This is a genomic window from Aeromonas sp. 604443, assembly GCF_049170315.1.
GTDB lineage: Bacteria > Pseudomonadota > Gammaproteobacteria > Enterobacterales > Aeromonadaceae > Aeromonas > Aeromonas veronii_A.
The window spans coordinates 168867-182107 of the sequence record NZ_JAAKMI010000004.1; the positions used below are offsets into that span (position 1 = coordinate 168867).

14 protein-coding genes and 3 tRNA genes are annotated in these 13241 nt (G+C 56.9%); 13 read left to right on the plus strand and 4 right to left on the minus strand.

Annotation, left to right across the window (positions count from 1 at the left end):
* Window positions 1–6: 6 nt before the first annotated feature.
* From ald to G5380_RS08340, 3 genes are all read left to right on the plus strand, one after another.
* On the plus strand, window positions 7–1122 hold the full coding sequence (gene ald / locus G5380_RS08330; RefSeq protein WP_005351212.1) for an alanine dehydrogenase: 1116 nt from the start codon (window positions 7–9) through the stop codon (window positions 1120–1122).
* Between the two features lie 196 nt (window positions 1123–1318).
* Window positions 1319–2269: a thioredoxin-disulfide reductase gene (gene trxB, locus G5380_RS08335; RefSeq protein WP_421209168.1), complete on the plus strand. Its 951-nt coding sequence runs from the start codon at window positions 1319–1321 to the stop codon at window positions 2267–2269.
* Between the two features lie 62 nt (window positions 2270–2331).
* Window positions 2332–3579 (plus strand): diguanylate cyclase, encoded by a 1248-nt coding sequence (locus tag G5380_RS08340; protein WP_005351207.1) that lies wholly within the window; start codon window positions 2332–2334, stop codon window positions 3577–3579.
* A 108-nt stretch (window positions 3580–3687) separates the two neighbouring features.
* Here the strand turns inward: G5380_RS08340 and G5380_RS08345 are convergent, their stop codons facing one another.
* A complete protein-coding gene (locus G5380_RS08345; protein ID WP_005337104.1) occupies window positions 3688–4158 on the minus strand; it encodes a glycine zipper 2TM domain-containing protein in 471 nt (156 codons plus the stop codon).
* Between the two features lie 19 nt (window positions 4159–4177).
* Between G5380_RS08345 and aat the strand changes: the two genes are divergently transcribed.
* The 3 genes from aat to infA all read left to right on the plus strand — a co-directional run bounded on the left by aat (window position 4178) and on the right by infA (window position 5885).
* Window positions 4178–4885 (plus strand): leucyl/phenylalanyl-tRNA--protein transferase, encoded by a 708-nt coding sequence (aat, locus tag G5380_RS08350; RefSeq protein WP_042080501.1) that lies wholly within the window; start codon window positions 4178–4180, stop codon window positions 4883–4885.
* On the plus strand, window positions 4882–5598 hold the full coding sequence (locus tag G5380_RS08355) for an arginyltransferase (RefSeq protein WP_227342588.1): 717 nt from the start codon (window positions 4882–4884) through the stop codon (window positions 5596–5598). The genes aat and G5380_RS08355 overlap by 4 nt, the downstream gene beginning before the upstream one ends.
* Window positions 5599–5666: 68 nt before the next feature.
* The gene (gene infA / locus G5380_RS08360; RefSeq protein WP_005300033.1) at window positions 5667–5885 is read left to right on the plus strand and encodes a translation initiation factor IF-1; all 219 of its coding nucleotides are present in this window, start codon (window positions 5667–5669) and stop codon (window positions 5883–5885) included.
* Between the two features lie 68 nt (window positions 5886–5953).
* On the opposite strand, the gene clpA is transcribed toward infA, so the two are convergent.
* Both clpA and clpS read right to left on the minus strand, forming a co-directional pair.
* A complete protein-coding gene (gene clpA, locus G5380_RS08365) occupies window positions 5954–8209 on the minus strand; it encodes an ATP-dependent Clp protease ATP-binding subunit ClpA (protein ID WP_005337110.1) in 2256 nt (751 codons plus the stop codon).
* Between the two features lie 59 nt (window positions 8210–8268).
* Complete coding sequence (clpS, locus tag G5380_RS08370) at window positions 8269–8586, minus strand: ATP-dependent Clp protease adapter ClpS (protein ID WP_005337111.1); 318 nt, start codon at window positions 8584–8586, stop codon at window positions 8269–8271.
* 229 nt (window positions 8587–8815) lie between these two features.
* On the opposite strand from clpS, the gene cspD reads away from it, so the two are divergent.
* Entirely contained in the window at window positions 8816–9034 is a 219-nt protein-coding gene (gene cspD, locus G5380_RS08375) for a cold shock-like protein CspD (RefSeq protein ID WP_005300025.1), read from the plus strand.
* 117 nt (window positions 9035–9151) lie between these two features.
* Here the strand turns inward: cspD and folD are convergent, their stop codons facing one another.
* Window positions 9152–10006, minus strand: coding sequence for a bifunctional methylenetetrahydrofolate dehydrogenase/methenyltetrahydrofolate cyclohydrolase FolD (folD, locus tag G5380_RS08380; protein WP_108613922.1), 855 nt, complete (start codon window positions 10004–10006; stop codon window positions 9152–9154).
* A gap of 213 nt (window positions 10007–10219) precedes the next feature.
* Between folD and G5380_RS08385 the strand changes: the two genes are divergently transcribed.
* From G5380_RS08385 to G5380_RS08410, 6 genes are all read left to right on the plus strand, one after another.
* Window positions 10220–10296, plus strand: a tRNA-Pro gene (locus G5380_RS08385).
* Between the two features lie 37 nt (window positions 10297–10333).
* Window positions 10334–10410: transfer RNA gene (locus tag G5380_RS08390), tRNA-Arg, on the plus strand.
* 52 nt (window positions 10411–10462) lie between these two features.
* Window positions 10463–10538 (plus strand) — tRNA-His (locus G5380_RS08395).
* Window positions 10539–10846: 308 nt separating this feature from the next.
* On the plus strand, window positions 10847–11557 hold the full coding sequence (gene rstA / locus G5380_RS08400; RefSeq protein WP_421352637.1) for a two-component system response regulator RstA: 711 nt from the start codon (window positions 10847–10849) through the stop codon (window positions 11555–11557).
* Window positions 11558–11578: 21 nt separating this feature from the next.
* Window positions 11579–12904, plus strand: coding sequence for a two-component system sensor histidine kinase RstB (gene rstB, locus G5380_RS08405; RefSeq protein ID WP_421352638.1), 1326 nt, complete (start codon window positions 11579–11581; stop codon window positions 12902–12904).
* A 54-nt stretch (window positions 12905–12958) separates the two neighbouring features.
* Window positions 12959–13141: a hypothetical protein gene (locus G5380_RS08410; RefSeq protein WP_421352639.1), complete on the plus strand. Its 183-nt coding sequence runs from the start codon at window positions 12959–12961 to the stop codon at window positions 13139–13141.
* The last annotated feature ends 100 nt before the right edge of the window (window positions 13142–13241 follow it).

The following is a 13241-nucleotide window of genomic DNA, read 5'->3' on the forward strand; positions in this document are numbered from 1 at the left end:
GATAGCATGATTATCGGTGTACCTAAAGAGATAAAAAACCATGAATACCGCGTAGGCATGGTTCCGGCCAGTGTACGTGAACTGACAGCACGAAACCATACTGTTTTCGTCCAAAGCGGTGCCGGAAACGGCATTGGCTTCAGCGATGCAGATTATATCGCTGTTGGAGCCGAAATTTTGGCCTCTGCAGCAGAGGTTTTCGCCAAAGCCGAGATGATCGTCAAGGTCAAGGAACCTCAGCCTGTCGAATGTGCCATGCTGCGTCCGGGTCAAACCCTGTTCACCTATCTGCATCTGGCGCCAGACTTGCCCCAGACCGAAGCCCTGCTGAAAAGCGGCGCCATCTGTATCGCCTATGAAACCGTCACCGACGGCCGTGGCGGCCTGCCCCTGCTGGCCCCCATGTCGGAAGTCGCAGGTCGCATGTCTATTCAGGCAGGTGCCCAGGCGCTGGAAAAATCGCGCGGTGGTAGCGGTGTGCTGCTCGGCGGCGTACCCGGTGTCGAACCGGCCAAGGTGGTGATCATCGGTGGCGGCGTGGTCGGCTCCAATGCAGCCCGCATGGCCATTGGCCTGCGCGCGGATGTGACCATCCTCGACAACAACGTCGATACCCTTCGCCGTCTCGATAACGAGTTCCAGGGAGCGGCCAAAGTGGTCTATTCCAACAGCGAGACCCTGGAACGCCATCTGCTGGCGGCCGATCTGGTCATCGGCGGTGTGCTGGTGCCGGGTGCCACTGCGCCAAAACTTGTCCGCCGTGACCACATTGCGCGCATGAAGCCGGGTTCTGCCATCGTCGATGTGGCCATCGATCAGGGCGGCTGTGTGGAAACCTCCCACGCCACCACCCACCAGGATCCGACCTATATCGTCGATGAGGTGGTGCACTACTGTGTCGCCAACATGCCAGGGGCGGTGGCCCGCACCTCGACCGTGGCGCTCAACAATGCCACCCTCCCCTTTATTATCAAGCTGGCCCAGCAAGGGTATCGTCAGGCACTGCTGAACGATCCCAACCTGCTGCACGGGCTCAACGTGATGGAGGGCAAGCTCACCTGCAAGGAAGTGGCCGTGGCGCATGGCCTTGCCTACACGGATCCCCTGACCCTGCTGAACTGATCTGCTCTGGCCTGCGCCAGTTGGAGATGAGTGAAAATCCGCCCGCGATGGGCGGTTTTTTTATCTCTTTTTCATGCCCGACCGGACTGCGCAGTGATGCAGGAAGCCGATTGAAACAATCGACTCACTGGCCTTTGACCCCGGATCACGAATTACCTACAATCGCGCAAAATCATCACGTCTCGGAAATCACATCATGAGCCAAGTCACTCACAGCAAATTGCTGATCCTGGGGTCAGGCCCGGCCGGTTACACCGCGGCCGTCTATGCCGCCCGCGCCAACCTCAATCCCCTGCTCATCACCGGCATGCAGCAAGGGGGTCAGCTGACCACCACCACCGAAGTGGAAAACTGGCCAGGTGATCCGGAAGGCCTGACCGGCCCGGCCCTGATGGAACGCATGAAAGAGCATGCGGAGAAGTTCGATACCCGCATCCTGTTTGATCACATCAACAGTGTCGAACTGACTCAGCGCCCGTTCCGCCTCAAAGGGGACAACGGCGAATACACCTGCGATGCCCTGATCATTGCGACCGGCGCCTCCGCCAAGTATCTGGGCCTGCCCTCCGAAGAGGCCTTCAAAGGGCGCGGCGTCTCTGCCTGTGCCACCTGTGACGGTTTCTTCTACCGCAATCAGGAAGTGGCGGTGATCGGCGGTGGCAACACCGCAGTTGAAGAAGCCTTGTATCTGGCCAACATCGCCAAGAAGGTGCACCTGATCCACCGCCGCGACGAATTCCGTGCCGAGAAGATCCTGATCAAGCGTCTGCACGACAAGGTTGCGAGCGGCAACATCGTGCTGCACACCCACCAGACCCTGGACGAAGTGCTGGGTGATCAGATGGGGGTCACCGGTGTGCGCCTGCGCAACACTCAGGACAACAGCACCAGCGAGCTACCGCTGATGGGCGTCTTCATCGCCATCGGCCACCAGCCCAATACCCAGATCTTCGATGACCAGCTTGAGATGCAAAACGGCTATCTGAAGGTACGTGGCGGCCTCGACGGTTTTGCCACCCAGACCAGCATTGAAGGAGTCTTCGCTGCCGGCGACGTGGCCGATCACAACTACCGTCAGGCGATCACCTCTGCCGGTACCGGCTGCATGGCAGCCCTCGATGCCGAACGCTACCTCGACGCGCAATAAACAAGCGCAGTTGTGATATAAGGCATACCAGTCGGTATGCCTTTTTTATTTAAAGGAGTCTAATGAAACAGAAGATATTGATTGTCGAAGATAGCCTGACCATCCGCCGTATGCTGACTCAGGCCATTGCCCAGCAGACAGGCCTCGAGATCGATGCCTTCGATACCCTCGAAGGCGCCCGTCACTGTCGGGGCGAGGAGTATGTGGTCGCGCTGGTGGACTTAACCTTGCCGGATGCGCCCCGTGGCGAAGCGGTCAACGAGCTGCTGGCTCGAGGTTTGCCGGTGGTGATCCTCACTGCCGACATCAGCGAGGATAAACGTGCCGCCTGGCTGGAAACCGGCGTGTTGGACTATGTGATGAAGGATTCCCGCCACTCGCTGCAATATGCAGTCAGTCTGGTGCACCGCCTCTATCTCAACCAGTCGATCGAAGTGCTGGTAGTCGACGACTCACGCACCTCCCGTCACCGCACCATGGCCCAGTTGCGCAAGCAGTTGTTGCAGGTGCATGAGGCCAGTCATGCCCGTGAAGCGATGGCGATGCTGGAGCAACACCCGGACATCCGGCTGGCACTGGTCGACTACTATATGCCGGATATCGATGGCATCAGTCTGGTGCGGATGCTGAGAGAGCGTTACAGCAAGCAGCAGCTCGCGATTATCGGGATCTCGGTCTCGGACAAGCGCGGTCTCTCTGCTCGCTACCTCAAGCAAGGCGCCAACGACTTTCTCAACCAGCCGTTCGAGCCGGAAGAGCTGCAGTGTCGGGTCAGCCACAATCTGGAAGCGCTCGAGCAGTTCAACAGCATTCAGGAGTCAGCCAATCGTGATTACCTGACCGGTCTCTACAACCGGCGCTACTGGTTCAACGAAGGGCAAAAATGGTTTGAAGAGCATCAGCGCCAACAGACGCCTCTTGCACTCTGTGTGCTCGATGTGGATCACTTCAAGCAGGTCAACGATCACTGGGGCCATGCCATCGGCGATCAACTGCTCTGCCATCTGACCCGGCTACTGACCCAGTTCTTCCCCGATGCCATGATCGCCCGGTTTGGCGGAGAGGAGTTTGCCATGATGGTGCCTCACTGTACCGTCCCCGTGTTGATCAAGCGTCTTGAAGGGCTGCGTCAGCAGCTGCGCCAGCAACCCTTGTCACCGGAAACCCCGCTCTTTGTTCGCGCCAGTTACGGCGTGATCAGCGTCGGGCGGATATCCATGGACGAGGCGCTGAGCGTAGCGGATCGGCTGCTCTATCAGGCAAAGAACACCGGTCGCGATAAGATAGTCTCTCAAGAGACAGCTATCTGAATCCTCAGGGCATCAGTCCCGTGTATTACCGCCCGACAGACTTTCCGACAGGAGAGTCTGCGGGTTCCTTCCCTGCCACAGTCTCCCCATCACCATGACTATCGAAAGTCAGTAAGTCTTGTCGACTCGCACCCCATCATCGAAGTAGAGAATGCGCACCTTGTCCCCATTGGCAAAGACCATGGCGGGATCATAATCCTGGATCACGTTGATAAGGGCATTTTGCTCGTTGCGGATCAGCAGCTCCACCAACTTGTTTTCCACCACGGTTCCCCCGGACTGGTATTGCTGCGCAGCCGCAGCACCTGCGAGCGCGCCGACGGCGGTGGCGATTTCACGGCCATGACCGCCACCAAACTGGTTCCCCAGCAGGCCGCCCAACACAGCCCCCCCCAGCGTCTTCCAGCCAGAGTGCTCTGACTCCAGGATCTGGCGCTGGGTAATATTGCGCACCGTTTCGACCTGACCAAACACCACCTGATTGACCGGCCGCGCGGTATTGCGCTGGTAGACCTCCGCCCCGGCGGGCGCCGTGACAAAGCAGAGCAAGCTGGATACTATCAGGATAATGGCCTTCATCTATGAACCTCGTTGCCTTATGTCTCGCTATCTTACCCAACTGGATGATGAGCTTTGCTGGTTTCCCGACCCCAGCCATGCGCTGGAAGAGCCCAACGGCTTGCTGGCGATCGGCGGAGATCTCTCCCCTGCCAGATTGCTGGCAGCTTACCACAAGGGGATCTTCCCGTGGAATGAACCCCACCAGCCGACCCTGTGGTGGTCACCGGACCCCCGCGGAGTGATCCGCCCAGACCAACTCCATGTGGGACGGACACTGCAGAAGATTATCCGCCGTACCCCATTCGATATTTCCGTCAATCGCGCCTTTAATGAAGTCATTACCGCCTGCGCCGCCCCTCGTCGCACTGCCGATGGCACCTGGATCAGCCAACCCATGATCGAGGCCTACCAGCAGTTGCACCGGCTGGGTCATGCCCACTCTATCGAGATCTGGCAGGAGGGAGAGCTGCAAGCGGGACTGTATGGCCTCTCTATCGGCCGACTGTTTTGCGGTGAATCCATGTTCAGCCGGATTGATAACGGCGCCAAACTTGCCATGGTGGCACTCTGTCGCCACTTCGCCCGCCATCACGGCGCCCTCATCGATTGCCAGATGCAGAACCCGTTTCTGGCGACCCTGGGTATCGAGGAGTGGCCAAGGGCCCGTTTTCTGGCAGAGCTGGCGCGCCTTGGCCATCAACCACTGTTGGCTTCCTGCTGGCAAGAGGGGGAGATCAGCTTATGACTGAAGAAGTGATCCTCAAAGTAGGGCTGACTCCCAAGCATCCCTGCAGTTATCTGGATCATGAACAGGAGCAGTTGCTGGTGCTCATGGATCACAATCTGCTCAACGCCAACGGTTACGAGCGATTGTTGACTGCCGGTTTTCGCCGCAGTGGCAACGACATCTATCGCCCCCACTGCCCGGCGTGCCATGCCTGCCAGTCCCTTCGTATTCACAGCGAACGCTTTCGTCCCAGCCGCGGCCAGAAGCGGATCCGCCAGCTCAACAGGGATATCGAGATCGTCCTGAGCTACGATGACAAGCCCGAGTATTACCTGCTCTACGAACGCTATATCCGCGAACGCCATCACGATGGCAGCATGTATCCCCCCAACCGCAGCCAGTATCGCGGGTTTCTCCATTGTGACTGGATGCCGCCGCTCTACCTGGAGATGCGCAAAGATGGCCACCTGATCGGTGTCGCCACCACAGACCTGCTGCCCCACTCCTTGAGCGCTATGTACACCTTCTTCGATCCGGATTATGCCGATCGCTCCCTGGGCACCTTTGCCATCCTCTGCCAGCTCGATCTGGCCAGGAGAACCGGGCGAAGCTGGCTCTATCTTGGCTATCTGGTAGAGGCGTGTCGCAAGATGAATTACAAACGCAATTACCTCCCTCACGAGCTGTTAATTCAGGGGGAATGGAAAAATATCGACACCAAGCCCGAGTAAACTTTACACATAGCCTTAAATCCGGCATGATCCAGCGGTTTTTTGTTGTGGCTTATCAAGAGGATTCAATGGCTAAAGAAGACAGTATTGAGATGCAGGGCACTATTCTCGAAACCCTGCCCAATACCATGTTCCGTGTGGAACTGGAGAATGGTCACGTGGTTATCGCTCATATTTCAGGCAAGATGCGCAAAAACTACATTCGTATCCTGACTGGAGACAAAGTAACGGTAGCACTGACTCCCTACGATCTCTCCAAGGGACGTATTGTTTTCCGCTCTCGCTAAGCCAGGAATTCAGCAAAAAACCCCAACCTTTCGGTTGGGGTTTTTTGTCGTTTTCTGATCACTGACGCTTAGTGGGAAACAGCTTCAACATTGACCTGAAAATCAAAGCTGAGGCTGTCATTTACCAACTCAACCTTCACAATTCCCCCGTCAACCAGTGAACCGAACAGGATCTCGTTGGCCAGGGGTTTCTTGAGGTGCTCCTGGATCACCCGCCCCATCGGTCTGGCGCCCATGGCTCTGTCATATCCCTTCTCTGCCAACCAGTGGCGGGCACGCTCGGACACCTCGAGAGAAACTCCCTTCGCATCCAGTTGAACCTGCAATTCGACAATGAACTTGTCGACCACCTGATGGATCACCGTCATATCGAGATGGTTGAACCAGATGGTGTGATCAAGCCGGTTACGAAACTCCGGACTGAAGGTCTTGTTGATCACCGCCATGGCATCGTGGCTCAAATCCTGTTGCTGGAAGCCAATCGATTTGCGCTGGGTCTCCTGCACACCGGCGTTGGTGGTCATTACCAAGATCACATTACGGAAATCTGCCTTGCGCCCGTTGTTATCGGTCAGGGTTCCGTTGTCCATCACCTGCAACAACAGGTTGAACACATCCGGGTGAGCTTTCTCAATTTCGTCAAGCAACACAACGGAATGAGGATGCTTGATCACCGCATCAGTCAGCAACCCACCCTGCTCAAAACCAACATAGCCGGGAGGAGCACCAATCAGACGGGAGACGGTGTGACGCTCCATGTACTCGGACATATCAAAGCGCAGCATCTCGACACCCAATGCCTTGCCCAACTGCTGGGTCACCTCTGTTTTACCGACACCGGTAGGACCGGCAAAGAGGAAGCAACCAACCGGACGACGCTCGTTACCCAAACCTGAACGAGAGAGGCGAATTGCATCCGTCAGCACCTCGATGGCTTTATCCTGACCAAAGACCACCATCTTCAGATTGCGTTCCAGGTTCTTCAGTACTTCTTTATCTGAAGAGGAGACTGATTTTTCCGGAATGCGGGCGATCTTGGCCACAATGGACTCAATTTCCTGCACATTGATCACTTTCTTGCGCTTGCTCGCAGGCAGCAACCGTTGACCGGCGCCCGCCTCGTCGATCACATCGATCGCCTTGTCGGGTAGGTGACGATCATTGATGTACTTGGCAGAGAGCTCGGCAGCTGCACGGATCGCCTTGGCGGTATAGCGTACGCCGTGGTGAGCTTCATAGCGACTCTTGAGCCCCATCAGGATGCGAGTGGTGTCATCGATAGTCGGCTCGACAATATCGATCTTCTGGAAGCGACGAGCCAGCGCACGGTCTTTCTCGAAGATCTGGGCATACTCCTGATAAGTGGTGGATCCTACACAGCGGAGCAAACCATTGGAGAGTAGCGGCTTGATCAGGTTGGCTGCATCCAGCTGGCCACCGGATGCCGCACCGGCACCGATGATGGTATGGATCTCGTCGATAAAGAGGATGGCCCCTTCCTGACGCTCAATCTGCTTGAGCAGTACCTTGAGGCGCTTCTCGAAATCACCACGGTATTTGGTGCCCGCCAGCAGAGAACCCATATCCAGCGAATAGATGGTACTGCCCGCAATCACCTCGGGGACATCCCCCTTGACGATGCGATAGGCCAAGCCTTCGGCAATAGCGGTTTTGCCCACACCCGCTTCACCCACCAGCAGCGGGTTGTTCTTGCGACGGCGGCAGAGCACCTGAATGGTACGGTTGAGCTCCTGATCACGGCCAATCAGCGGATCGATGCGCCCTTCCAGCACCAGCTGGTTCAGGTTGGTGGCAAAGCTTTCAATCTGGGCGGCCGAGACATCATCATCAGACTCGGGATTATTATTGCTGCCGAGATCAGGCTTGCTGTCCTTGCGCACCCCGTGGGAGAGGAAATTGACGACGTCAAGACGGCTGATCTCGGCTTTTTTCAGGAAATAGGCAGCTTGTGACTCCTGCTCACTGAAGATAGCGACCAGCACGTTGGCGCCGCTGACTTCGGTATTGCCGGAGGATTGCACATGGAAGACGGCACGCTGCAACACGCGCTGGAAGCCCAGTGTCGGCTGGGTTTCACGATCTTCATCGTCGCGCGGTATGAGCGGAGTAGTTTGGGTGATGAATGCGCGGATCTCCTTGCGCATCTGCTCGACATCGGCACCACAGGAGCTCAGCGCCTCATGGGCTGAACTGTTATCCAGAAGGGCTAACAACAGGTGCTCGACGGTCATGAATTCGTGGCGCTCGTCACGGGCCAGTTTGAAAGCCTCGTTCAGCGTCTTTTCTAGATCTTTATTCAACATAGGCACCTCCCCTAGTACAGCTACAATGTGGTGTCACACTCGCCATCAAGTCATCAGATTCAAGCCTTTTCCATAGTACAGAGCAGTGGATGTTCGTTGTTACGTGCATAGGTGTTGACCTGGACAACCTTGGTTTCGGCGATCTCTGCGGTAAACATGCCGCAGACACCCTTACCACTATAATGCACACTCAGCATGACCTGAGTCGCCTTGTCCAAATCCATACCAAAGAACTTTTGCAGCACCTCCACCACAAACTCCATGGGCGTGTAGTCATCGTTGTTCAACACAACCTTATACATGGGTGGCGGCTGCAGCTTTGTTTTCTCTGCTTCTGCAATCTCTTCATTAGCAAAGAGTTCTTTCTGCTTGCTCATAATCGCGCTTTGGTACCTCTAGATTACTACCGTCTAACACAAGGTTGTCAATAGACTTGTTAACCAGATCACATCAGCTGTTAACAACTTCTTGACTCGCTCAAAAGTTAGACTAGATTGGTTACTTGCTAATCTGTGCCCGTCTGCTATGGGCCCATGTCCCTAGTTATAAAGGGCTGGCGCAGGTTACTCAACGACTTCTGGGTAATCAATAAAAGGATGTAGAAGTATGGCAACCGGCACAGTTAAGTGGTTTAACAACGCAAAAGGATTTGGGTTTATCTGTCCGGAAGGGGGCGGTGAGGATATCTTCGCTCACTACTCCACGATTCAAATGGAGGGCTACAAGACCCTGAAAGCGGGTCAGGCTGTCAATTTTGAACTGCAACAGGGGCCGAAAGGAAATCACGCCTCTGTGATTGTGCCAAACGAAGCACAAAATATGTAAATAACACCCGTTGGATAAATAAAAAACCGGTTCCTCTCTGAGCAACCGGTTTTTTATTGTCAGATTTCTGGCGAATCCTGCCTCCTCACGGGATCACAGGGTTATCACCAGCCATGATCAGTCGTGATATTCACTGCAGGCGATCAGGGTATTTTCCATCAGGCTGGCGACCGTCATCGGGCCCACACCACCGGGTACCGGAGTAATGAAGGAGGCATGGCTGCGCGCCGTTTCAAACTCTACATCCCCGACCAGCGAGCCATCAGCTAGGCGATTGATGCCCACATCGATCACCAGTGCCCCCGGTTTGATCCACTCCCCAGGGATGAAATTGGGCTTGCCGACTGCAACAACCAGCAGATCGGCACGGCGAACCTGCTCTTCCAGATCCCGGGTAAAGCGGTGACAGGTCGTGGTTGTGCAGCCAGCCAGCAACAATTCGAGGGTCATGGGACGCCCGACGATGTTGGACGCTCCCACCACGACCGCATGCAGACCATGTGTCTTCACGCCGGTGGTCTCGATCAGTGTCATGATCCCTTTCGGAGTGCAGGGGCGCAGCGCCGGAATACGTTGGGCCAGACGGCCGACGTTATACGGGTGAAATCCATCTACATCCTTGTCAGGCTGGATCCGCTCCAGCACCTGAGTTGTATCAAAGTGATCCGGCAACGGCAGCTGAACCAGAATGCCATCTACGTGGCTATCCGAATTCAGCTGGTCGATCAGCGCCAGCAGCTCTTCCTGACTGGCAGTGGCACTCAGGTCATAGGAGCGGGAGAGAAACCCCACCTCCTCACATGCCCGGCGTTTGCTGCCGACATAGACCTGAGAGGCGGGATCCGCCCCCACCAGAATGACTGCCAGCCCTGGAGCCCGTTTCCCTGCCGCCAACCGCTGTTGGACTTGCGCCGCGACCTGGCTGCGAATCGTTTGCGCAACCTGTTTTCCATCTATGATTTTGGCAGACATCGTTCTCCACTCACCATGCGTTCAACTGCCGCGCATTGTCGCATTTTTTTAGCCGGGATGTTAGCGGCAGACGCACGCCATACCTGTAGCGGGCAATAAGTAGGCACTTGAATTTACTGGGGGAAAAAGTCGTTGACGCTGGCCCTTACGCTTGGCTATGATGCCCGCCCGTTGCCCAGTACGACTCATGTCGATATGCTGGTCAGGGATTTTCGGTGATTAGCGCAGTCCGGTAGCGCATCTGGTTTGGGACCAGAGGGTCAAAGGTTCGAATCCTTTATCACCGACCATGTTCATCGATTCGTCCTTAAGACGTGTTGATACAAAGCGCCCTTAGCTCAGTTGGATAGAGCAACGGCCTTCTAAGCCGTGGGTCGCAGGTTCGAATCCTGCAGGGCGCGCCATTGATACTCTCCTTTTCTTCTAGATTGGCGAGTGTTGATGAAGATTTTAGTGGTGGCTGTAGCTCAGTTGGTAGAGTCCCGGATTGTGATTCCGGTTGTCGTGGGTTCGAGCCCCATCAGCCACCCCATTATTCTGTCGATAATCGCCGCAAGGTGATGTCCATCGACTTGGTGCAGTGACCTTCTGGTCTGCTCCGCGAAAAACCGGCCAAGGCCGGTTTTTTGTTTTGCACTCGACAGCGCCATGCCTTGTCGGCAAGGCATCCTCCAGCTCGATAAACGCGGCTCTGCCCATTTGTCACGATTCGCGCTCCCCGTCGATACACAGCCACACTCCCCCGCACATCAGTCTGCTCGGTTCTTTTTCTGTATTTCCCAAGCGCCATTGATATGCTGATCGCTCTTCCTCTCTCCTGCTTTCCGTTGGAGCTTTTCTATGCAACGCATTCTTTTTGTCGAAGATGATCCCGAGATTGGCCAGCTCATCAGCAGTTGGCTCGGTCGCCACGATATGGACGTGATCCTCGAGCCCAGAGGGGATATGGCGCTGGCTCGGGTCGAGGCCGAACAGCCCGATCTGGTGCTGCTCGATATCATGTTGCCGGGGCAGGATGGCATGTCCCTCTGTCGGGATCTGCGGCCGCGCTTCGACGGCCCCATCGTAATGCTCACCTCGCTGGATAGCGACATGAACCAGATCCTGAGTCTGGAGCTGGGCGCCAACGACTACATCCTTAAAACCACCCCGCCCCCCGTGCTACTGGCCAGACTGAGGGTGCAATTTCGCCAGCACCAGCAAGCATCAACCCAACCGGCAGCCACCAGCAGCGTTCCCCAGCAACTGCAATTTGGTCTGCTGCGGGTGGATGGCCCGGGGCGAGATGTGCGCCTCGATGGCGAGAGCATTGCTCTCTCGACCGCCGACTTTGATCTGCTGTGGGAGCTCGCCTGCCACGCGGGCCAAATCTTGAGTCGGGAAGCCCTCTTTCGCAGCTTGCGCGGCCGGGAGTACGACGGCCAGGATCGCAGCATGGATGTGGCCATCTCCCGCCTGCGCCGCAAACTGGGTGATAACCCCGACAACCCGACCCGGATCAAGACGGTGCGCCAGAAAGGCTACCTATTCGTCACCCACGCCTGGGAATAACCCTCTTTCGGGAGCACCGCCATGCGCCGTCTCTTTATCCAGTTCTATCTGTTGCTGATCGGCTGCTTCACCCTTGCCATCCTGCTGGTTGGCGTGGTCTATCAGGTGACCGCCGAACGGGCGGGTGATCGCTATCTCGAACGCATGATGCAAGGCTCCCTTGGCCTGTTGACCGGCGAGTTGGCAAGAACCCCGCCAGAGCGCTGGCCCGATCGGCTGGCCGAGCAGAGCAGTCAGTTTACCCTCCCCCTCAAGATCGGCGAGCTGGTGCGCCAGCCCCTGGCCAGCGAGGATCAGGCCTTTCTGGCCGCTGGCAATATTGTCATCGTCGAGGAGGATGACACCTTCCTGCAGCGCATCCCCGATACCGACCGGGTGCTGATTGTCGGCCCGGTTCCCTACCTCTCCTACCTGCACGAGCTGCACTGGGTCGATGTGGGGCTGCTGCTGATGATCGGCCTCTCTCTCGGCCTGCCCATCCTTCTGTGGCTGCGTCCCCACTGGCGCGGCTTGCAACAGTTGGAGCAGACCGCACGTCGCGTAGGCGATGGGGATCTCTCCTGCCGAACCAATCTGCCACTGGGCAGCAGTCTGGCCCGGGTGGGACGCACCTTCGATCAAATGGCGACCCAATTGCAGGCCATGATTGCCAGCCGCAAGCAGCTGACCGATGCCATCGCCCACGAGTTGCGCACCCCGCTGGTCCGGTTGCGCTATCGGCTTGCCATGCTCGATCCTGCCCCTGCCGAGCAGGAGCAGCAGGCGCTGGAGCGAGATCTGGGAGCGCTGGACACTCTGATCGAAGAGATGCTCACCTACGCCAAGCTGGATAGACCCGAGTTGCCGTTGCAACAGGACGAGCTTGAGCTCAGCCACTGGGCACAAGCGCATCTCGGCGACTGGCAAGCGCTGGCCCCCAAAAAGAAGCTCACCCTCGATCTGCCGCCACGTCACATGCCCTGGTGCGGCGATCAGCGTCTGCTGACCCGCGCGGTGGAGAACCTGATCGGCAATGCTCTGCGCTACGCCAAGAGCGAGGTTACCCTCTCCATCTCGCGGCTACAGGAGAACTATCTGCTGGAGGTGAGCGACGATGGACCGGGGATCGATCCGGCGCTGACGCCCCAGATCTTCGAGCCGTTCGTACGCCTTGATCAGAGCCGGGATCGTCGCACCGGCGGCACTGGTTTGGGGTTGGCCATCGTGCGCAGCATTGCCCGTCATCACGGGGGGGATGTGGCGTTGCTGGCCAGTGACCACGGCGCCCGCTTCTGCCTGACCCTGCCTGTACATTTGGATACAAACCGTCACCAACCGCTCACTGAAGGGCCGCCGCAACCGTCATAGGATGACTGTCATGGAGAACGCTCCATAACATCAACCCGAATAAGGAAATGGAACATGAAAAAGATCATTACCCTGACCCTAGCTGCCGTCTTCGCCCTCACCTCCGGTTTCACCATGGCGGCCACCCCGACCAAGACAGCCACACCGCAGGCGACCCAGACCAAGGTGGTGAAAAAACACCATAAAGCCACCCACGCCAAGACCCCTACCGTCAAAGTCGCGCCGAAAACCAAGTGATCCAGCTGGTCACTTGATAGCACAGAGGGAGGCTGACGCCTCCCTTTCCATCTCTTCCCGAAATTTTCCTGACGAGCGCCTCCCTCGTCCAAACCGGATC

Coding starts and splice junctions, on each gene's coding strand:
- ald (WP_005351212.1), top strand. CDS start 7: ATGATTATCGGTGTACCTAAAGAGATAAAAAACCATGAATACCGCGTA.
- trxB (WP_421209168.1), top strand. CDS start 1,319: ATGAGCCAAGTCACTCACAGCAAATTGCTGATCCTGGGGTCAGGCCCG.
- G5380_RS08340 (WP_005351207.1), top strand. CDS start 2,332: ATGAAACAGAAGATATTGATTGTCGAAGATAGCCTGACCATCCGCCGT.
- G5380_RS08345 (WP_005337104.1), bottom strand. CDS start 4,158: ATGAAGGCCATTATCCTGATAGTATCCAGCTTGCTCTGCTTTGTCACG.
- aat (WP_042080501.1), top strand. CDS start 4,178: ATGTCTCGCTATCTTACCCAACTGGATGATGAGCTTTGCTGGTTTCCC.
- G5380_RS08355 (WP_227342588.1), top strand. CDS start 4,882: ATGACTGAAGAAGTGATCCTCAAAGTAGGGCTGACTCCCAAGCATCCC.
- infA (WP_005300033.1), top strand. CDS start 5,667: ATGGCTAAAGAAGACAGTATTGAGATGCAGGGCACTATTCTCGAAACC.
- clpA (WP_005337110.1), bottom strand. CDS start 8,209: ATGTTGAATAAAGATCTAGAAAAGACGCTGAACGAGGCTTTCAAACTG.
- clpS (WP_005337111.1), bottom strand. CDS start 8,586: ATGAGCAAGCAGAAAGAACTCTTTGCTAATGAAGAGATTGCAGAAGCA.
- cspD (WP_005300025.1), top strand. CDS start 8,816: ATGGCAACCGGCACAGTTAAGTGGTTTAACAACGCAAAAGGATTTGGG.
- folD (WP_108613922.1), bottom strand. CDS start 10,006: ATGTCTGCCAAAATCATAGATGGAAAACAGGTTGCGCAAACGATTCGC.
- rstA (WP_421352637.1), top strand. CDS start 10,847: ATGCAACGCATTCTTTTTGTCGAAGATGATCCCGAGATTGGCCAGCTC.
- rstB (WP_421352638.1), top strand. CDS start 11,579: ATGCGCCGTCTCTTTATCCAGTTCTATCTGTTGCTGATCGGCTGCTTC.
- G5380_RS08410 (WP_421352639.1), top strand. CDS start 12,959: ATGAAAAAGATCATTACCCTGACCCTAGCTGCCGTCTTCGCCCTCACC.